Genomic DNA, 14,096 nt, shown 5'->3' with positions numbered 1-14,096 from the left:
CATGCCCTCACTGCATCCCCGGGACTACCTCCCCTACGTCGCCCCGCCCGTGCCCCTCGTCCCGGCCGGGCCCGACGCGCTCGACCCGGTCGTCGCCGCCTCGGTGGCCCACATCGGCACCGACGGGGTGCTGCTGGACGTGATCACCGCCGCCGGCCGCACCGGCACGCTCATGCTGCGTCCCGCGACGCAGACCTGCGTACGGGTCACCCTGCGCATGGCGGAGGTGCCGGCCGAACCCCGGGTGTCCGTGGTGCGGGAGCCGGCCGGCGTCCATTACGGCGTGGAGCACCCGGAGGAGGAGGTGGTGCTGGACCTCGGGGGGCTGCGGGTCCGGGTGCGGCTCGCGCCGTTCGGGCTGGAGACCACCGACCGGGACGGCCGGGCGCTTGTCCGCCAGGCCAGCGGCATGCGGCACTCCGGGGGCGCCTTGACCGTCCTGCCGATGGGCGTCACCGAGCTGGCCGGCGGCGGCCTGGCGTACCACGACAGCTGGACCGCGGAGCCGGACGAGCACTTCTACGGCCTCGGCGAACGCTTCACCGGCCTCGACCTGCGCGGACAGCGGGTCGACTGCTGGATCCAGGACTCCATGGGCTGCACCGGCGCCCGCTCCTACAAGGCCGTCCCCTGGCTGCTGTCCAGCCGGGGCTACGCCGTGCTCGTCGACACCACCACCGCCGCGTCCTTCGACCTCGCCCACAGCAACACCGCCGCCTGGTCGGTGACCGTCCCCGACGAGGTGCTCGACTACTACCTGGTCGCCGGCACCCCGGCCGAGTGCCTCGCCGCCTACCGCGACCTCACCGGCCCGGCGATGCTGCCGCCCGAGTGGGCCTTCGGGCCGTGGATCTCCGGCGGCTTCCTGCACGACACCGCGGCCTCGGTACGCGATCGGGCCAAGGAGATCCGCGAACGCGGCTTCCCCTGCGACGTGCTGCACATCGACACCTACTGGCAGCCGCACGGCTCCTGGTCCGACATGCGCTGGGACGGCGACGCCTTCCCGGACCCGCGAGGGCTGGTGGAGGAGCTGGCCGTGCAGGGCTTCCACACCTCGCTGTGGATGAATTCGTACATCGGGGTCGGCAGCCCCTACTACGAGGAGGCCGAGCGCGAGGGCTGGTTCCTGCACACGGCGGACGGGAGGACCTGGACCGGCCAGCTCTGGGGCGGCCACCACCCCGATGTCTCGCTGCTGGACCTCACCCACCCCGAGGCCGTGGCGTGGTTCGCGGGGCGGGTGCGGGACGCGCTGGCGAGCGGGGCGTCGGTCCTCAAGACGGACTTCGGCGAGGCGGTCCCGGCGGACGCCGTCGCCTGGAACGGCATGACCGGCGAGCGCCTGCACAACCTGTACCCGCTGCTCTACAACGACCTGGTCGCCGAGGCCACCCGTGCGGTCGCCGGCGGCCCCGGCCTCACCTGGGGGCGCTCCTCCTGGACCGGCGGCCAGCGGCACGGCGCCAAGTGGACCGGCGACGCCGACTCCACCTGGCAGGACCTCGCCGCCACGCTCCGGGCGGGCCTGTCCCTCAGCCTCACCGGCCACCCCTTCTGGAGCCACGACATCGGCGGCTTTCACGGCACCCCGAGCCCCGAACTCTTCGTCCGCTGGGCCCAGTTCGGCCTCCTGTCACCGCTGAGCCGCTTCCACGGCATGACTTCCCGCCTCCCCTGGGCCTTCGGCCAGGAGGCCTATGCGGCCGTCCTGCACGCCGCCCGGCTGCGTATGCGCCTGCTCCCCCACCTGCTCTCGGCGGCCGCCGACTGCGTACGCACCGGCGAGCCCCTCGCCCGCCCCATGCCGCTGGACCACCCCGGCCGCCCCGACGCCCACGCCGCCGACCTGCAGTATCTGCTCGGCCCGGACCTGCTGGTCGCCCCGCTCCACGCGCCGGGCGGCCGACGCCAGGTCTGGTTCCCGCCGGGCGCGTGGCTGCCCTACGCCGGCGGCGCGGCGATCGGCGGCCCGGGCTGGCAGGAGGTAGAACTTCCCCTGGCCACGGCGCCGTTGTGGGTGCGCTCCGGCACTGCGCTGCCGCTGGGTGGTGTCTGAACGGGCCCTCAGCGCCACGTCCAGACCTGGTTGCGGCTGCCGGCGCAGCCCCAGCCCTGGGCGGTCTGGCCGTTCTTGCCGTCCAGCTGGGCGTCGGCGTCGAGGCAGAAGCCGTCGGGGACGCTGACGAGGGTGCGGCCGCTGCCGCCCGAGGCGGCGGCGGTGGCACCGAGTGTCCAGCGCTGAGCGCCGAGACCGGTGCAGGCGCGGGTGTTGATCTTCTGGCCGTTCCGGCCGGCGGTGGCGGCGTCGGCGGTGAGGCAGGCGTGGTCGGCGCGGTGGACGACGATGTACTGGTCGTCGTGGGCGGGCACGCGGTAGAGGGCCCACTGTTGGTGGTCGGAGCGGTCGCAGTCCCAGACCTGGACCTTCGTGCCCACGGAGGCGAAGCCGGAGTCGAGGCAGCGGACGGCGTCGACGGCGTTGACGGACTCGGTGACGGTGAGCGGCCCGGCGTGGACGGCGCCGCGGGCGCGGCTGTAGAGGAAGGTCTTGGTGCGGGCGTCGACGATGCCGTTGGCGGGGATTCCGGCCTCGGTCTGGAAGAGCCTGACGGCGATGAGGGTCTGCAGGTCGAAGCGCTGACCGGCGGAGACGTCCAGGCCCCAGCCGCCCAGGAGGAGCCGAAGGGCGCTGACGCAGGGGCCGGTGGCGCCCGGCGTGATCTTCGCGGGGCAGGCTGACGTGCGGATGTCGAGACTCGACACATCGAGCGAGGGCGACGGCGTCGGGGCGGACGAGGGCGACGTCGGGAGTGTCGCCTCCGGCGAGGCGCCGGGGGCGGCGGGCCCGCTGACCGTCTCGTCGGGGACGGGCTGGGCGTCGTACGGTGCCGGGTCGCCGCCACCCCGGCTCAGCAGCGCCACGGTCCCGCCGACGACCGCGAGGGCCACGAGGGCGGCGGCGCAGGCCATGACCATGCGGCTCTTACGGCGCCTGCGGCTCCTACGGGAGCCGGGTGCCGTGGACGGCACGGCCGCCGGGGGCGGAGTCGGAGTCACGCGGGCGTGAGCCCGGGGGCGGGTGCGGCCTGCCGCCGGGCGGGGGGCGGGGCTGGGCAGTTGGTGGGCGATGGCCGTCGCGAAGAGCGCCTCGGGGGTCGGACGGCGTTCGGGCTCCTTGTCCAGGCAGGCGACGATGAGCGTGACCAGGCCCGGATCGAGGCTGGTGATCCGGTCCAGGACCTCGTCCCGGGGCGGTTCGTACGCGACCCGGTGCATGACGTCGACGCCCGTGCCGTCGCCGAAGGGCGCGCTGCCGGAGAGCGCGTAGGCCAGGGTGGAGGCCAGCGAGAAGACGTCGGAGGCGGTGGTCACCTGCCTGCCTCGCGCCTGCTCCGGGGACATGAAGGAGGCGGTGCCCACGAAATGGCCCGTGGTGGTGATGGAGCTGGCGTCGGTGGCCTGGACGACGCCGAAGTCGATCACGCGGGCGCCGGTGGGCGCCAGGATCACGTTGGACGGCTTGAGGTCGCGGTGCACGATCCCCGCCCGCGCGATGGCCTGGACCGCCTGCGCCAGGTCGGCGATGAGGCGCCAGGCCGTCGCCGCGTCCATCGGCCCGCTCTCGGCGACGGCCGTGGAGAGGCTGGGCCCGGCTATGTACTCGGTGGCCATCCACACCAGTTCGGCGTCGATACCAGTGCCGAGCAGCTGTGCGGTGTACGGCCCCTGGACCCGGGCCAGCGCGTGGGCCTCCCGCTCGAACCGCTTCCGGAACTGCGGATCGTCCGCGTACTCGGGCCGGATCACCTTGACGGCGGCCAGGCCGCGCCCGCCGGTCGTGTCCCGGCCCAGGTAGACCCGTCCCATCCCGCCGCTGCCGAGCACGGACATCATGGCGTAGGGCCCGACCTGTCGGGGGTCGCCATCCCGCAGCGGGACCAACGGGGGCGATTCCACGGCCTTCACATCGAGATCCCGGTTCTCTCTCGCGCAGCTGTACGAGCGCGACAGTAGCCTAAATCCCCTCTGTCACAGGGGACTTGGGGGTGTCAGGATTGGAATCCCCAGGTCACAGGCGGCAGCTGATCTCCATGCCGTCCTCGACGGGGAAGGTTACGCTCCGGTAGCCGTTCGCCGGGTCGCGTACGTGGTCGAGATAGGGCCGCAGGTCGCTCAGTTCGACGTCGTCGGCCACGACGAGGGTGCCGGGCTCCAGGTGCGGTTCGAGCAGCCGCAGCACCGGCAGGCACAGGTCCTTCCAGCCGTCGAGCAGAACGAAACCGGCAGGGCCGCCGAGTCCGCCGGGGCCGCCGAGGGTTTCGAGGGCGTCTCCCTCCAGCACGGTGATCAGGTCGTCCAGGCCGGCCTCGGCGAAGGTGCGGCGGGCGGAGGCGATCTTGTCCTTGCTCAGTTCCGTGGTGATGACGCGTCCGGTGCCGTTGTCCCGTACCGCGGCGGCCAGGTACAGCGTGGAGATCCCGAAGGACGTGCCGAACTCGACGACGGTGGCCGGACGGACGGCCCGGACCAGGTTGTAGAGCAGTTGTCCGCCCGTGGCGGAGATCGGCATGTAGATCCCGGCGGTGGCGTCGGCCCGTTCCTGCGGGGTTTTCGCCGCGAAACCGCTGACGGGAGCCGCGTCCTCGTCGTGCGCGGCGAGCGCGAACATCCGGCTGAGCGCGGTCTCGACCCGAGGGTCGGCGAGGGTGTGGGTTAATGTCATGCGGCCAGACTAGACGAGACGTTGCGTCTAGTCCAGGGTCGGAGTCCGGCGTCGGAGCGGGTACTTTGGCGGCATGGGATCCGCGACAGGAACTGCCGGACCGGTGCCGGACCGACCTGCCCGGCACGACCGCAGCCGGCACCACGGCAACCGGCACGGCCGCAGCGAGCAGGCCCGGCAGGCGGTACTGGAGGCGGCCGACGACCTGCTCGTCGAGAAGGGCTTCGCCGGCGTCACGATGGAGGGCATCGCGACTCGGGCCGGGGTCGCCAAACAGACCATCTACCGCTGGTGGAACACCAAGACCGATGTCCTCATGGACGCCTTCCTCCAGGACGCGGCCGAGGACCTGCCGCTGCCCGACCACGGCGACCTCGCCCTCGATCTGCGCGCCCACCTGCGCCAACTCGCCGATTTCCTCGGCCGCTCCGACGCCGGCGCCGTCTTCCGGGCGCTGATCGCCCAGGCCCAGCACGATCCCGTGTTCGCCGCGGACTTCCGCGCCAAGTACCTCGACGCACAGCGCCGCCGCGACCGCCTGCCGCTCGAACGCGCCCTCCAGCGAGGCCGGTTGTCCCCCGACCTGGACCTGGCAGCCGAGGCCGACCAGCTCGTGGGACCCCTCTACTACCGCGTCCTGGTGACGGGCGAGCCGGTCGGCGAGGACTTCACCGACCGCCTCGTCGACGCTTTCCTGCGCCGGGCCAGGGATTGACGGCCAGGACCAGGTAGGCCGCGAGCACCACCCCCGCCTTCCCTGAAATCGAATTTGCATTCGGCGCAACGAGCGCCGGCAATTCCCTCGCATGCGCGTTCCATTAGCGCGTTCGATTCTTTTCCAATTCTCCACGGCCGCATTGTCGGCATTCAGCGGCTAATCCCTTCTCACATCGGGGTTCCTGTCGCGGAGAGGCTCACCGAATCGCGGATTAACCGCGGCGTAGCCGCCGGGAATCCTCATACCGGTCCACTCCTGTGCATCGGCTTTGACCTGAGCATGTCTGGAGAGACCATGCCCTTCTTCGCCAGGGCTTCCTGGCCCGGGGATCATCGCGACGAGATTGTGGCCGGTGCGCTCGTCGCGCTGGTGGTCGTCGTTCTCGGATACGCCTCCGGTATCGGCGCCCCCGCCGCCGGTGTGCAACTGGCGGCCCCGCCCGCCTCGGCCGCACCGCAACCCACGGCCGAGCCGGGCAGCGCCCCGCCGCCGGACATCAGCGCCACCGGCCCCGCCACAGGGCCCGGCGACGGCGGCGGTACGGAAGGAGCCGGAATGCTGCCCGTGGCCGACCAGTCGGAAAGCGGCCTTGGCAGCCTTCCGGGCGGGGGCTCGGGGACCGATGGCGGCACGGGCGGAACAGGCGGCGCTGGTACGGGCGGTGGCGCGGGCTCTTCGCCGACGCCGGGCCCCTCAGGCTCGGCCGACCCGTCGCCGTCCGCCTCCCAGCCGTGCTCCGACGGTCAGGTCCATCTCGTACAGCCACTGCTGGAAGGTGTCACCAAGCCGGTCACCGATCTGCTGGACGGCCTGCTCGGCACCGGCGCGACCGCCTCGCCGTCGGCGACACCCTCTCCCGCCGCCACGTCCCGGTCGGTCTGCCTCGGCATCCTGGCATCGCCCACCGCGTCCGCGCAGGCGACGCCGTGATTGCGGCTGCCCACTGGACCGGGTATCTGGCGCTCGCGCTCTTCGCCGGCGGCCTGGGCTTCGTCGCGGCCCTGTGGCCGCAGGGTGCCGGCGACCGGCGTACCCGTACGGTACTGACCGTCGCCTGGGCGGCCGGACTGCTGTCCACCGTGGCGGCGGCCGGGCTGCAGGGGGCGTACGCGGCAGGCGGCGGGCTCGGCGACACCCTCGACCCGGCCACGTACAGCGGTCTGCTGACCACCGACCTCGGCGTCGTGCTCGCCGCCCGCGCGCTGCTGTGGGTGCTGGGCGCGGTGGTGCTGACCGCCGTGCTGCAGGGCGGCGGGCGGACGGCCCGCTCCCCGGGCTGGCGGGTCGGCGCGGCGGCGGTCTGCCTCGGCCTGCTGCGTACGGTCGGCATGGCGGGCCACGACGCCGAGGGCAGCCATCCGGGCTGGGGCGCGGTCGCCGACCTGGTGCACCTGGCGGGCGTCTCGCTGTGGATCGGCGGGCTGACCCTCCTTCTGGTCGGCGTGCTCCCGCGGCGCCGGGCGGAAGAGCTGGCGGTCGTCGTCCCCCGCTACTCGACACTCGCCGCCGTGTCCGTCACCGCGATCGCCGCCGCCGGGGTGGTCCTGGCATGGCAGGTGGTCGGCTCGTTCGGGGCGCTGCTGCACACCTCGTACGGACACCTGCTGCTGATCAAACTCGCGCTGCTGGCGGTCGTCCTGCTCGCCGCCTCGCGCAGCCGGAGCTGGGTTCGCACCCGGCTCGACATCGCCGTACTGCTGCGCGGTGACCGCGCAACGGTCCGGCCCTTCATCCGCTCGGTCGCCGCCGAGACGGCTCTCGTCCTGGCCGTACTCGTCGCGACGAGTCTGCTGGTCACCGCCAATCCCGGCCGGTGACCGCCGTTCCTCCCCCGCCCCGTCCCCCACTCGATCAGGAGACAACCGACGTGAACGACGACAACGAGTCCGACGCCCGCGCCGACAAGCGGCGCAGGCTGCCGGCCCGGCGCGGCAACCGCGTACTGCTGACCGCCGGGCTCGCCGCGGCGGCCACCGCCGTGGCCTGCCTGGCACTGCTCCAGTCCACCGCCGGAGCGGCGCAGACCCCGTCCACCGCCGCCCCGGTCGCCGACACCCAGTCGGTGACGCAGTCCCAGGCCGAGCCCGCCGCCGTGAGCGCGGCCGACGCGGCGGACTACACCATCGCCATCAAGGACTACGCCTTCGCGCAGAAGAGCCTGACCGTCAAGGTCGGCGACACCGTGAAGTGGACCAACGAGGACACCGCGCCCCACACGGTCACCACCACCAGCGGTCCGGCGTCGTTCGACTCCGGCAACCTCAGCAAGGGGCAGAGCTTCAGCTACACCTTCACCAAGGCCGGCACCTACGACTACTACTGCGCGGTGCACCCCGACATGACCGCCAAGATCACGGTCGTCGACGACAGCTCGGGCACCAGCGGCGGCACCAGCACCGGCGGAACCTCCGGCGGCAGCACGACCGGCGGCTCCACCGGCGGCAGTTCGACCGGCGGTGACACGACCGGCGGCAGCACGTCCGGCGGTGACATGGGCGGCATGTCCGGCGGCAGCACCTCCGGCGGCTCGACCGGCGGAGGCACCGGCGGAGGCACCGGCGACGAGTGCTACAGCATCCAGCAGTCGCTGCTGCCGATCCTGCAGCACATCAACTCCGCGCACCTGGGCGAGTCACCGAGCCAGCAGGTCCAGGACGCACTCGCCCTCGACAGCTACATCAAGCTGCACACCGTGTGGATCGAGTCGATCATCACCCCGACGGTGAACGGCACCGGCGCCACCCTCGACCAGACACTGACCGTCATCCTGCAGCACATCAATTCCGCGCACCTGGAGGAGTCACTGGGCCAGCAGGTGGCGGACATCCTCAACCCCGACGCCTACATCAAGACGCACACCGTCTGGGCCGAGCACCTGCTCGCTCCCACCGAGAGCTACCTGACGACCTCCTGCTGACGGCGTACGGCATGACGCAGTAACGGAGATCGGGAACGGCGGGCCGGCCGAGTCGCAATCGGCCGGCCCGCCGCCCACACCATTGTCCCTTGCGTTGAGCACCGAGGTGCATCCCATGACCACCGAAACCCTCCCCCGCAGCCAGGACTGGCTCCCGCGCCCCGGGACGTACGCCGCCCCGCCCGGCCGGTGCATCATCGAACTCACCGCCCGGTTCGGCCCGTTCGTCACCCTGCGCCGCCGCCTCACCGTCGTGTCCGCCGTCCTCGCCATCACCGACGAGCCCCGGACCAGCGCCCTCGAACTGCACCTGACCGGGGGCCCGCTGCGGCAGCGCACCCTCTCCTTCACCGGCACCGACTTCGCCCGCCGCCCCGCCGACGGCCCCGAGGCGACCCATCTGATCGCCCATGGCCACCTAGGGCCTGTCCGGCCGATCCTGCCCGGGGCCGCAGCGCCTGGCACGGCACCTCGCGGCGTTGCCGAAGTGCCCACAGGAAACCACCCTGTGAGCACTTCGGCGCCTTGCGATGCACCGCACCAGCCGCCGCGGTCTGACCGACCAGGATCGGCCGGACAGACCCTAGCCGTGCACCGTGCCACCGTCCCGGCCGTCTGGTGGCTGCGTATCGTCCGGCGCACCGACGACGGGCTGACCGTCACCGGGAACACCCAGGTGCCCTGCCGGGACCTGCGCCGCAGCGCTTCGCTGCCCCTGCCCCGTACCCGCCCCGCAGACCGGCTGCGTCTGCTCGTCGCCGCGGAGTTCGTGTGACCGCCCGCCTCCGTACCGGCATCCGGCTGCTGCTGGCCGCCGCAGTCCTCGCCCTCACCGGCCTGACCCTGCTCCCCGCCGCTCCCGCCCGGGCGGCGGCCACCCACCGGATCGCCATGTCCGGCTACGCCTTCAGCCCCCGCAGCATGACCGTCACCGCCGGGGACACCGTCGTATGGACGAACGACGACACCGCCCCGCACGACGTCAAGACCACCTCCGGCCCCGTGACCATCCACTCGCCCATGCTCAGCAAGGGCGGCTCCTGGAGCTACACCTTCACCACACCCGGCACCTACGCGTACGTATGCACCGTGCACCCCGACATGACGGCACAGCTCATCGTCAAACCCGCCGCCACGCGGACTCCCACTCCCGCTCCCACCCGGCGCACCGTCCGCACCCCCACCCCTGCCATGACCCACCACAGCATGAAGTCGATGACGATGACACCGAGCACCGCGACAAGTGCGGCAGCCCCGGCCGCCGCCGACAGCCCGTCCGCCAATCCCACGGCAGCCGCCGCCCAGCCGGCCGTCTCCCCACAGCCGTCGACCGGGATGCAGGCCGCCTCCGCCGCCCGGCCCCTGCAACCCCTGCTGCTGCTGACCGGCATCGTCGCCGGCGTCGCCGTACTGTGCCTGCTGCTGGTCGGCTCGCGAGCCGCGAACGCTGACGCGGCGGTTTCCTCCGGGCAATGACGCGGAAACCTCCGCCCCCTACCTTCGTCCGCACCCCGGTCATGGCTGCCAACGGCCGGGAGACGGCCTGTCCTCAGCGGGCGTGAACCAGCCACCTTTCACCGTGATCTCCGGGAGGAAAGATGGCCGTCGGCCCGCTCCAGCACATCGGCACCATCGCGCGCGCAACCGTCTGGAGCCGTGGCGCATGGCTCCCCGGTCAGGACGTCCACCTCGCCGGGGGCCGGATCACCGCGCTCGTCCCGCACGGCACCGTACCGGCGGCGGAGGGGGCGGCGGTCCTGGACGCCGAGGGGGCACACCTCATCCCCGGCCTGGTCAACACCCACACCCATCTGCACCAGGCGCTGATGCGCGGCATCGGGGAGGGCGAGCCGTTGCTGTCCTGGCTGCGCCTGGTCGGGGAGGAGACCGTCGCGCTCACCCCCGAAGCCGCGTACACCGCCGCCGTCGCGGCGAGCCTGGAGGCACTGCGCAGCGGCACGACCACCCTGGTCGAGCACATGTGGCCGCACAGGTCGGCCGAGGTCCACGACGCGGTGATCCGCGCCCTGGAGGACACCGGGGTGCGGGCCGTGCTGTGCCGGGGCGTCGCCGACCGCGCCGACGCCACCCGGCGCTGGGGCATCGATCCCCGGCTGCTCCAGCCGCTCGACGGGCTCTTCGCCCATACGGACAAGCTCGCCGCCGCCGTCCAGGGCAGCCGCATCGCCCTCGGGCTGGCCGTGCCCAATCCGCGTTCGCTCACCCCCGAGGGCATGCGGGCCGTCCGCGCCTACGCCCAGGAGCGCGGGCTCCCGGTCTCCATCCATCTGCTGGAGACCGCCACCGACGAGGAGATGTGCCGGGAGCGCACGGGGCTCGGCGCGGTCGACTTCCTCGCCGAGAACGGCTTCCTGTGGGAGCGGCTGCTCGCCGTCCACTGCGTCGAACTGGACGCGGCCGGGCAGGCGGCCCTCGCCCGGCACGGCGTCGCCGTCTCCTACAACCCGCTCAGCAACATGCGTCTGGGCAGCGGCGTCGCCCCGGTGCCGGCCATGCTGGCGGCCGGACTGCCCGTCGGGCTCGGCGTGGACGGCGCCGCCAGCAACGACACCCAGGACCTGCTGGAGGCCATGCGCATCGGCTCCTACCTCCAGCGGGCGGCCCACCGCAGGGCGGATCTCCTCGGCTTCGCCGACATGCTCACCATGGCCGCCGACGGCGCCAACGCCGTGCTCGGGCTGGAACCCCGCCCCGACGGGGTACTGCCGGGCGGCCAGGCGGACCTCACCCTGCTGCGCTTCGACCGCGACTTCGGCTGCCTCCCCGTCCGCGACCCCGGTGCGACCCTCCTGACCACCGGCAGCCACCGGGTGGTCGACACCGTCCTGGTCGCGGGAGAGGCCGTGATCCGCGACGGACGCAGCACCCGCGTGGACGAGGCGGAGCTGCGCGCCACGCTGGCGGCGTGGCCGAGCTGCGCCTGAGAGTTCGGCGGGCTGCGCAGCCCGCCGGCTGCGCTTTGTCCTCAATCGCCGGACGGGCTGAATTCATCCCTGGCCGCGGGCGAAATTCGCGTTGATGCGCTGCCGCAGATACTCCCCCGCGGTGATGGGCGGATAGGCGGCCCGCGGGCCCTCGATCACCACATCGCGGTTGGCCTGGGCGAAGAAGGCGATGCTGTGCCGGGGGCCCTGGTCCTCGTCCGGGCCGGGGCTCCTGACGCGGTGGAAGTTGGACGGGAGCCGGTCGTCGCTCCAGCGCATCAGCATGTCGCCGATGTTGCAGGTGATGGAGTCGGCGGTGGCGGCGATCGGCGTCCATTGCTCACCGTCGCGCTCCTTGCCGGGGCACACCTGCAGGCCGCCCTGGCCCTCGCGCTGGAACAGCAGGGTCAGGCAGTCGAAGTCGGTGTGCGCCCCGGCCCGCCAGCGGACCTGGGCGCCGTTCGCGCCCTCCGCGCCCTCCGCGACCGCGAAGTAGTGCAGCAGCCGTAGCGTGCTCTGGTACGCGTCCCGCCGCGGATCGTGGGACGCGGCGAAGAAGTCCCGCTCGAAGCCGAGCTTGTCCGCGAAGCAGGACAGCACGCGCATCGCGACCTCCCAGCACTGGCGCTCGAACCGCAGCACCGTCTCCCGGAACCCGGACAGCTCGGCCTCCGACGGCCACAGCCCGTCCATGTGCGGGCGGGTGACCTGGTACGACTCCTTCTGGTCCGGCGTCCCGGTCGACGGGCGAACCTGGCTGCGGCTCTCCCAGCCGGAGTTGAGCCCCTTTTTCAGGGCGTACTGCCCTTTGGTCTGCTCCGGCAGGGCGAAGAACCGCTGCGCCGCCTCGAAGGCGGCGTCCACTTCGGCCGGGTCGATGCCGTGGTTGTGGATCTGGAAGAAGCCGACCTCGACGGCGGCGTCCCACAGCTCCTCGGTGATCCGTGCCCTGCGGGCGTCGAAGTCGGAGAGGTCGATGCGCCGGACCGGACGGGAGAGGGTCTCGGTGCCCTCGCCGCCCATGCGGCTTTCCCGGTCGAGCTCGGTGAGTTCGGTAGGTGACGACATGGCTGTTCCTCGCGAGCGGGGTTGCCGCGGCAACCGGCTTCCAGTGGACGAGGCACAGTCACCGCCCCTGCGCCTCTACGGCCGCCGGCGGTGAAGCCGCCGGCCGTGGCTGGCATGCCGACGACGTCGGACATACGCGATGCCACGACTGTGCCGCAGCGATGTTTCGCCCGTGTATCGCCACGAGGACCCCGGCCCCGAGCCTTCTCGGGGCCGGGGGTCCGTCCGTCAGTAGCCGACGCGGAAGGTCGCGTCCTGCTGCTCGGTGGTGGTGGAGATCGGGTCGATCCGCAGCACGTAGTTGGAGTGGCGGATGTAGCGGGTCGGGAAGTTGTACGAGCGGAAGGACGACCAGGTCGAGTCCGCCAGGCCCGCCGTGCGGTAGAAGGTCGCGTCGCCCGCGAACGCCGAGGTGCCGTCGTTGACGTCGAGCTGCAGGGCGTAGTTGTAGTGCCGCAGGTAGCGGGTCGGGTAGTTGACCGACTGGAAGGAGACGCCGGAGCTGTCGGCGAGGCCCGCGACGAGCTTCCACTGCGAGTCGGTGGGCGGGTCGATGGGGTACGCGTCGATCCGGCCGACGAAGTTGGAGTGGCGGACGTAGCGGCCCGGGTAGTTGTAGGACTTCAGCCGGTTCCAGGTGGGGGCGCCCCAGAAGCTGAGCAGGTTGTTGTACTCGGTGGTGCTGATGGTCGTGACGCCGCAGTGCTTGGAGTCGAGCGGCTGGGTGTAGGTCTTCTGGTCGAGCGCGGTCCAGGTGCCCGCCGACAGATCGGTGGACTGCCAGGCGTAGAAGACGCCGTTGGGGGTGTACGTGTCGCCCCACAGGTACCAGGTGCTCGACGTCAGCGACTTCACGAGGGTGGGGGCCTCGGTGCCGCCGTGGGAGACGCCGGTGCTGAACTCGGTGAAGCTGCCCGGGTCGAGGGTGGTGGACTTGGCGCCGACCAGCGTCTCGTTCTTCTTGAAGTAGAGGTAGTTGACGCCGTTGACGCCGACGGCCATGTCGCCGTCGATGACCTCGTAGCCGGGGTCGAAGAAGACCTGCGGGTCCGAGGCGGTGATGAAGTCCGAGGTGTAGTTCACCATGATCACGTTGTGGCCGGTGGAGTTGACGGCCGAGTAGATGAGCGCGTACTGGCCCCGGCTCGCGTCCCAGAAGGCCTCGGGCGCCCAGGAGTGGGTGTTCATGCTGTGCACCTTGAGGCGGTGGTAGCCGGTGAAGGTGCGCAGGTCCGTGGAGAACCAGACGTGGACGTACTGGCTGACGTAGGTCCAGTCGGTGCCCTTGAGGTCCGTGGCGAGGACGACGAAGGTGCCGTCCTGCTTGCGCAGGATGAACGGGTCGCGCAGGCCGAGGGCGCCCTCGGTGGGGGTGACGAGGGGGTTGTTCTGGTTGAGCGGGGTCCAGTTGAGGGAGTCCGTGCTGACGGCGAGATGGAGGCCGTAGTCGGATCCCGCGCCGAGGCTGGTCGTCTCGGTGAAATAGCACATCGCGTACGCGGAGTCCGCGGCGTAGGCGGATCCGGATCCGAGGGACAGCACGCCGGTCGCGGCCAGCGGGACCGTCGCCGCCATGCCGAGGAACAGCCTGCGCGAGGGGCCGGAGCCGGTGGGGAGTCCGGTGGGGGGCCCGGTGGGGGGTATTGCGCTCATCTGCTCTCCAAGTGGTCACCGTTGACCGAAATATCGAACGAAGTTCGGCAAATCGATCAAAAGCTAGGG

At 72.0% G+C, this 14,096-nt stretch carries 12 protein-coding genes; 8 read left to right on the top strand and 4 right to left on the bottom strand.

Features of this window, described 5'->3' with window-relative positions:
- Position 1: 1 nt before the first annotated feature.
- On the top strand, positions 2-2,059 hold the full coding sequence (locus OG607_RS25450) for a TIM-barrel domain-containing protein (protein WP_405727800.1): 2,058 nt from the start codon (positions 2-4) through the stop codon (positions 2,057-2,059).
- Between the two features lie 8 nt (positions 2,060-2,067).
- Here the strand turns inward: OG607_RS25450 and OG607_RS25445 are convergent, their stop codons facing one another.
- Together OG607_RS25445 and OG607_RS25440 are read right to left on the bottom strand one after the other, a co-directional pair.
- Positions 2,068-3,960 (bottom strand): protein kinase domain-containing protein, encoded by a 1,893-nt coding sequence (locus tag OG607_RS25445; RefSeq protein ID WP_405727797.1) that lies wholly within the window; start codon positions 3,958-3,960, stop codon positions 2,068-2,070.
- Between the two features lie 112 nt (positions 3,961-4,072).
- On the bottom strand, positions 4,073-4,726 hold the full coding sequence (locus OG607_RS25440; protein WP_405727794.1) for an O-methyltransferase: 654 nt from the start codon (positions 4,724-4,726) through the stop codon (positions 4,073-4,075).
- Positions 4,727-4,799: 73 nt separating this feature from the next.
- On the opposite strand from OG607_RS25440, the gene OG607_RS25435 reads away from it, so the two are divergent.
- From OG607_RS25435 to OG607_RS25405, 7 genes are all read left to right on the top strand, one after another.
- Positions 4,800-5,441: a TetR/AcrR family transcriptional regulator gene (locus tag OG607_RS25435; RefSeq protein ID WP_405727791.1), complete on the top strand. Its 642-nt coding sequence runs from the start codon at positions 4,800-4,802 to the stop codon at positions 5,439-5,441.
- A 297-nt stretch (positions 5,442-5,738) separates the two neighbouring features.
- Positions 5,739-6,374: a hypothetical protein gene (locus OG607_RS25430; RefSeq protein ID WP_405727788.1), complete on the top strand. Its 636-nt coding sequence runs from the start codon at positions 5,739-5,741 to the stop codon at positions 6,372-6,374.
- Positions 6,371-7,261 (top strand): copper resistance D family protein, encoded by an 891-nt coding sequence (locus OG607_RS25425; protein ID WP_405727785.1) that lies wholly within the window; start codon positions 6,371-6,373, stop codon positions 7,259-7,261. The genes OG607_RS25430 and OG607_RS25425 overlap by 4 nt, the downstream gene beginning before the upstream one ends.
- Before the next feature lie 50 nt (positions 7,262-7,311).
- Positions 7,312-8,361, top strand: coding sequence for a plastocyanin/azurin family copper-binding protein (locus tag OG607_RS25420; protein ID WP_405727782.1), 1,050 nt, complete (start codon positions 7,312-7,314; stop codon positions 8,359-8,361).
- 115 nt (positions 8,362-8,476) lie between these two features.
- Positions 8,477-9,136, top strand: a complete 660-nt coding sequence (locus OG607_RS25415) for a hypothetical protein (protein WP_405727779.1) — start codon at positions 8,477-8,479, stop codon at positions 9,134-9,136.
- The gene (locus tag OG607_RS25410) at positions 9,133-9,837 is read left to right on the top strand and encodes a plastocyanin/azurin family copper-binding protein (RefSeq protein ID WP_405727776.1); all 705 of its coding nucleotides are present in this window, start codon (positions 9,133-9,135) and stop codon (positions 9,835-9,837) included. The genes OG607_RS25415 and OG607_RS25410 overlap by 4 nt, the downstream gene beginning before the upstream one ends.
- A 122-nt stretch (positions 9,838-9,959) precedes the next feature.
- On the top strand, positions 9,960-11,306 hold the full coding sequence (locus tag OG607_RS25405) for an amidohydrolase family protein (protein WP_405727773.1): 1,347 nt from the start codon (positions 9,960-9,962) through the stop codon (positions 11,304-11,306).
- Positions 11,307-11,369: 63 nt separating this feature from the next.
- Here OG607_RS25405 and OG607_RS25400 read toward each other — a convergent pair whose 3' ends face one another.
- Complete coding sequence (locus tag OG607_RS25400; protein WP_405727770.1) at positions 11,370-12,374, bottom strand: isopenicillin N synthase family dioxygenase; 1,005 nt, start codon at positions 12,372-12,374, stop codon at positions 11,370-11,372.
- A 228-nt stretch (positions 12,375-12,602) separates the two neighbouring features.
- Positions 12,603-14,027: a glycoside hydrolase family 43 protein gene (locus tag OG607_RS25395; RefSeq protein WP_405727767.1), complete on the bottom strand. Its 1,425-nt coding sequence runs from the start codon at positions 14,025-14,027 to the stop codon at positions 12,603-12,605.
- Positions 14,028-14,096: the final 69 nt, after the last annotated feature.

It is taken from the genome of Streptomyces sp. NBC_01537, from assembly GCF_045040445.1.
GTDB lineage: Bacteria > Actinomycetota > Actinomycetes > Streptomycetales > Streptomycetaceae > Actinacidiphila.
The sequence above is the reverse complement of the archived record's forward strand: the minus strand, read 5'-3'. Positions and strand labels throughout refer to the sequence as shown.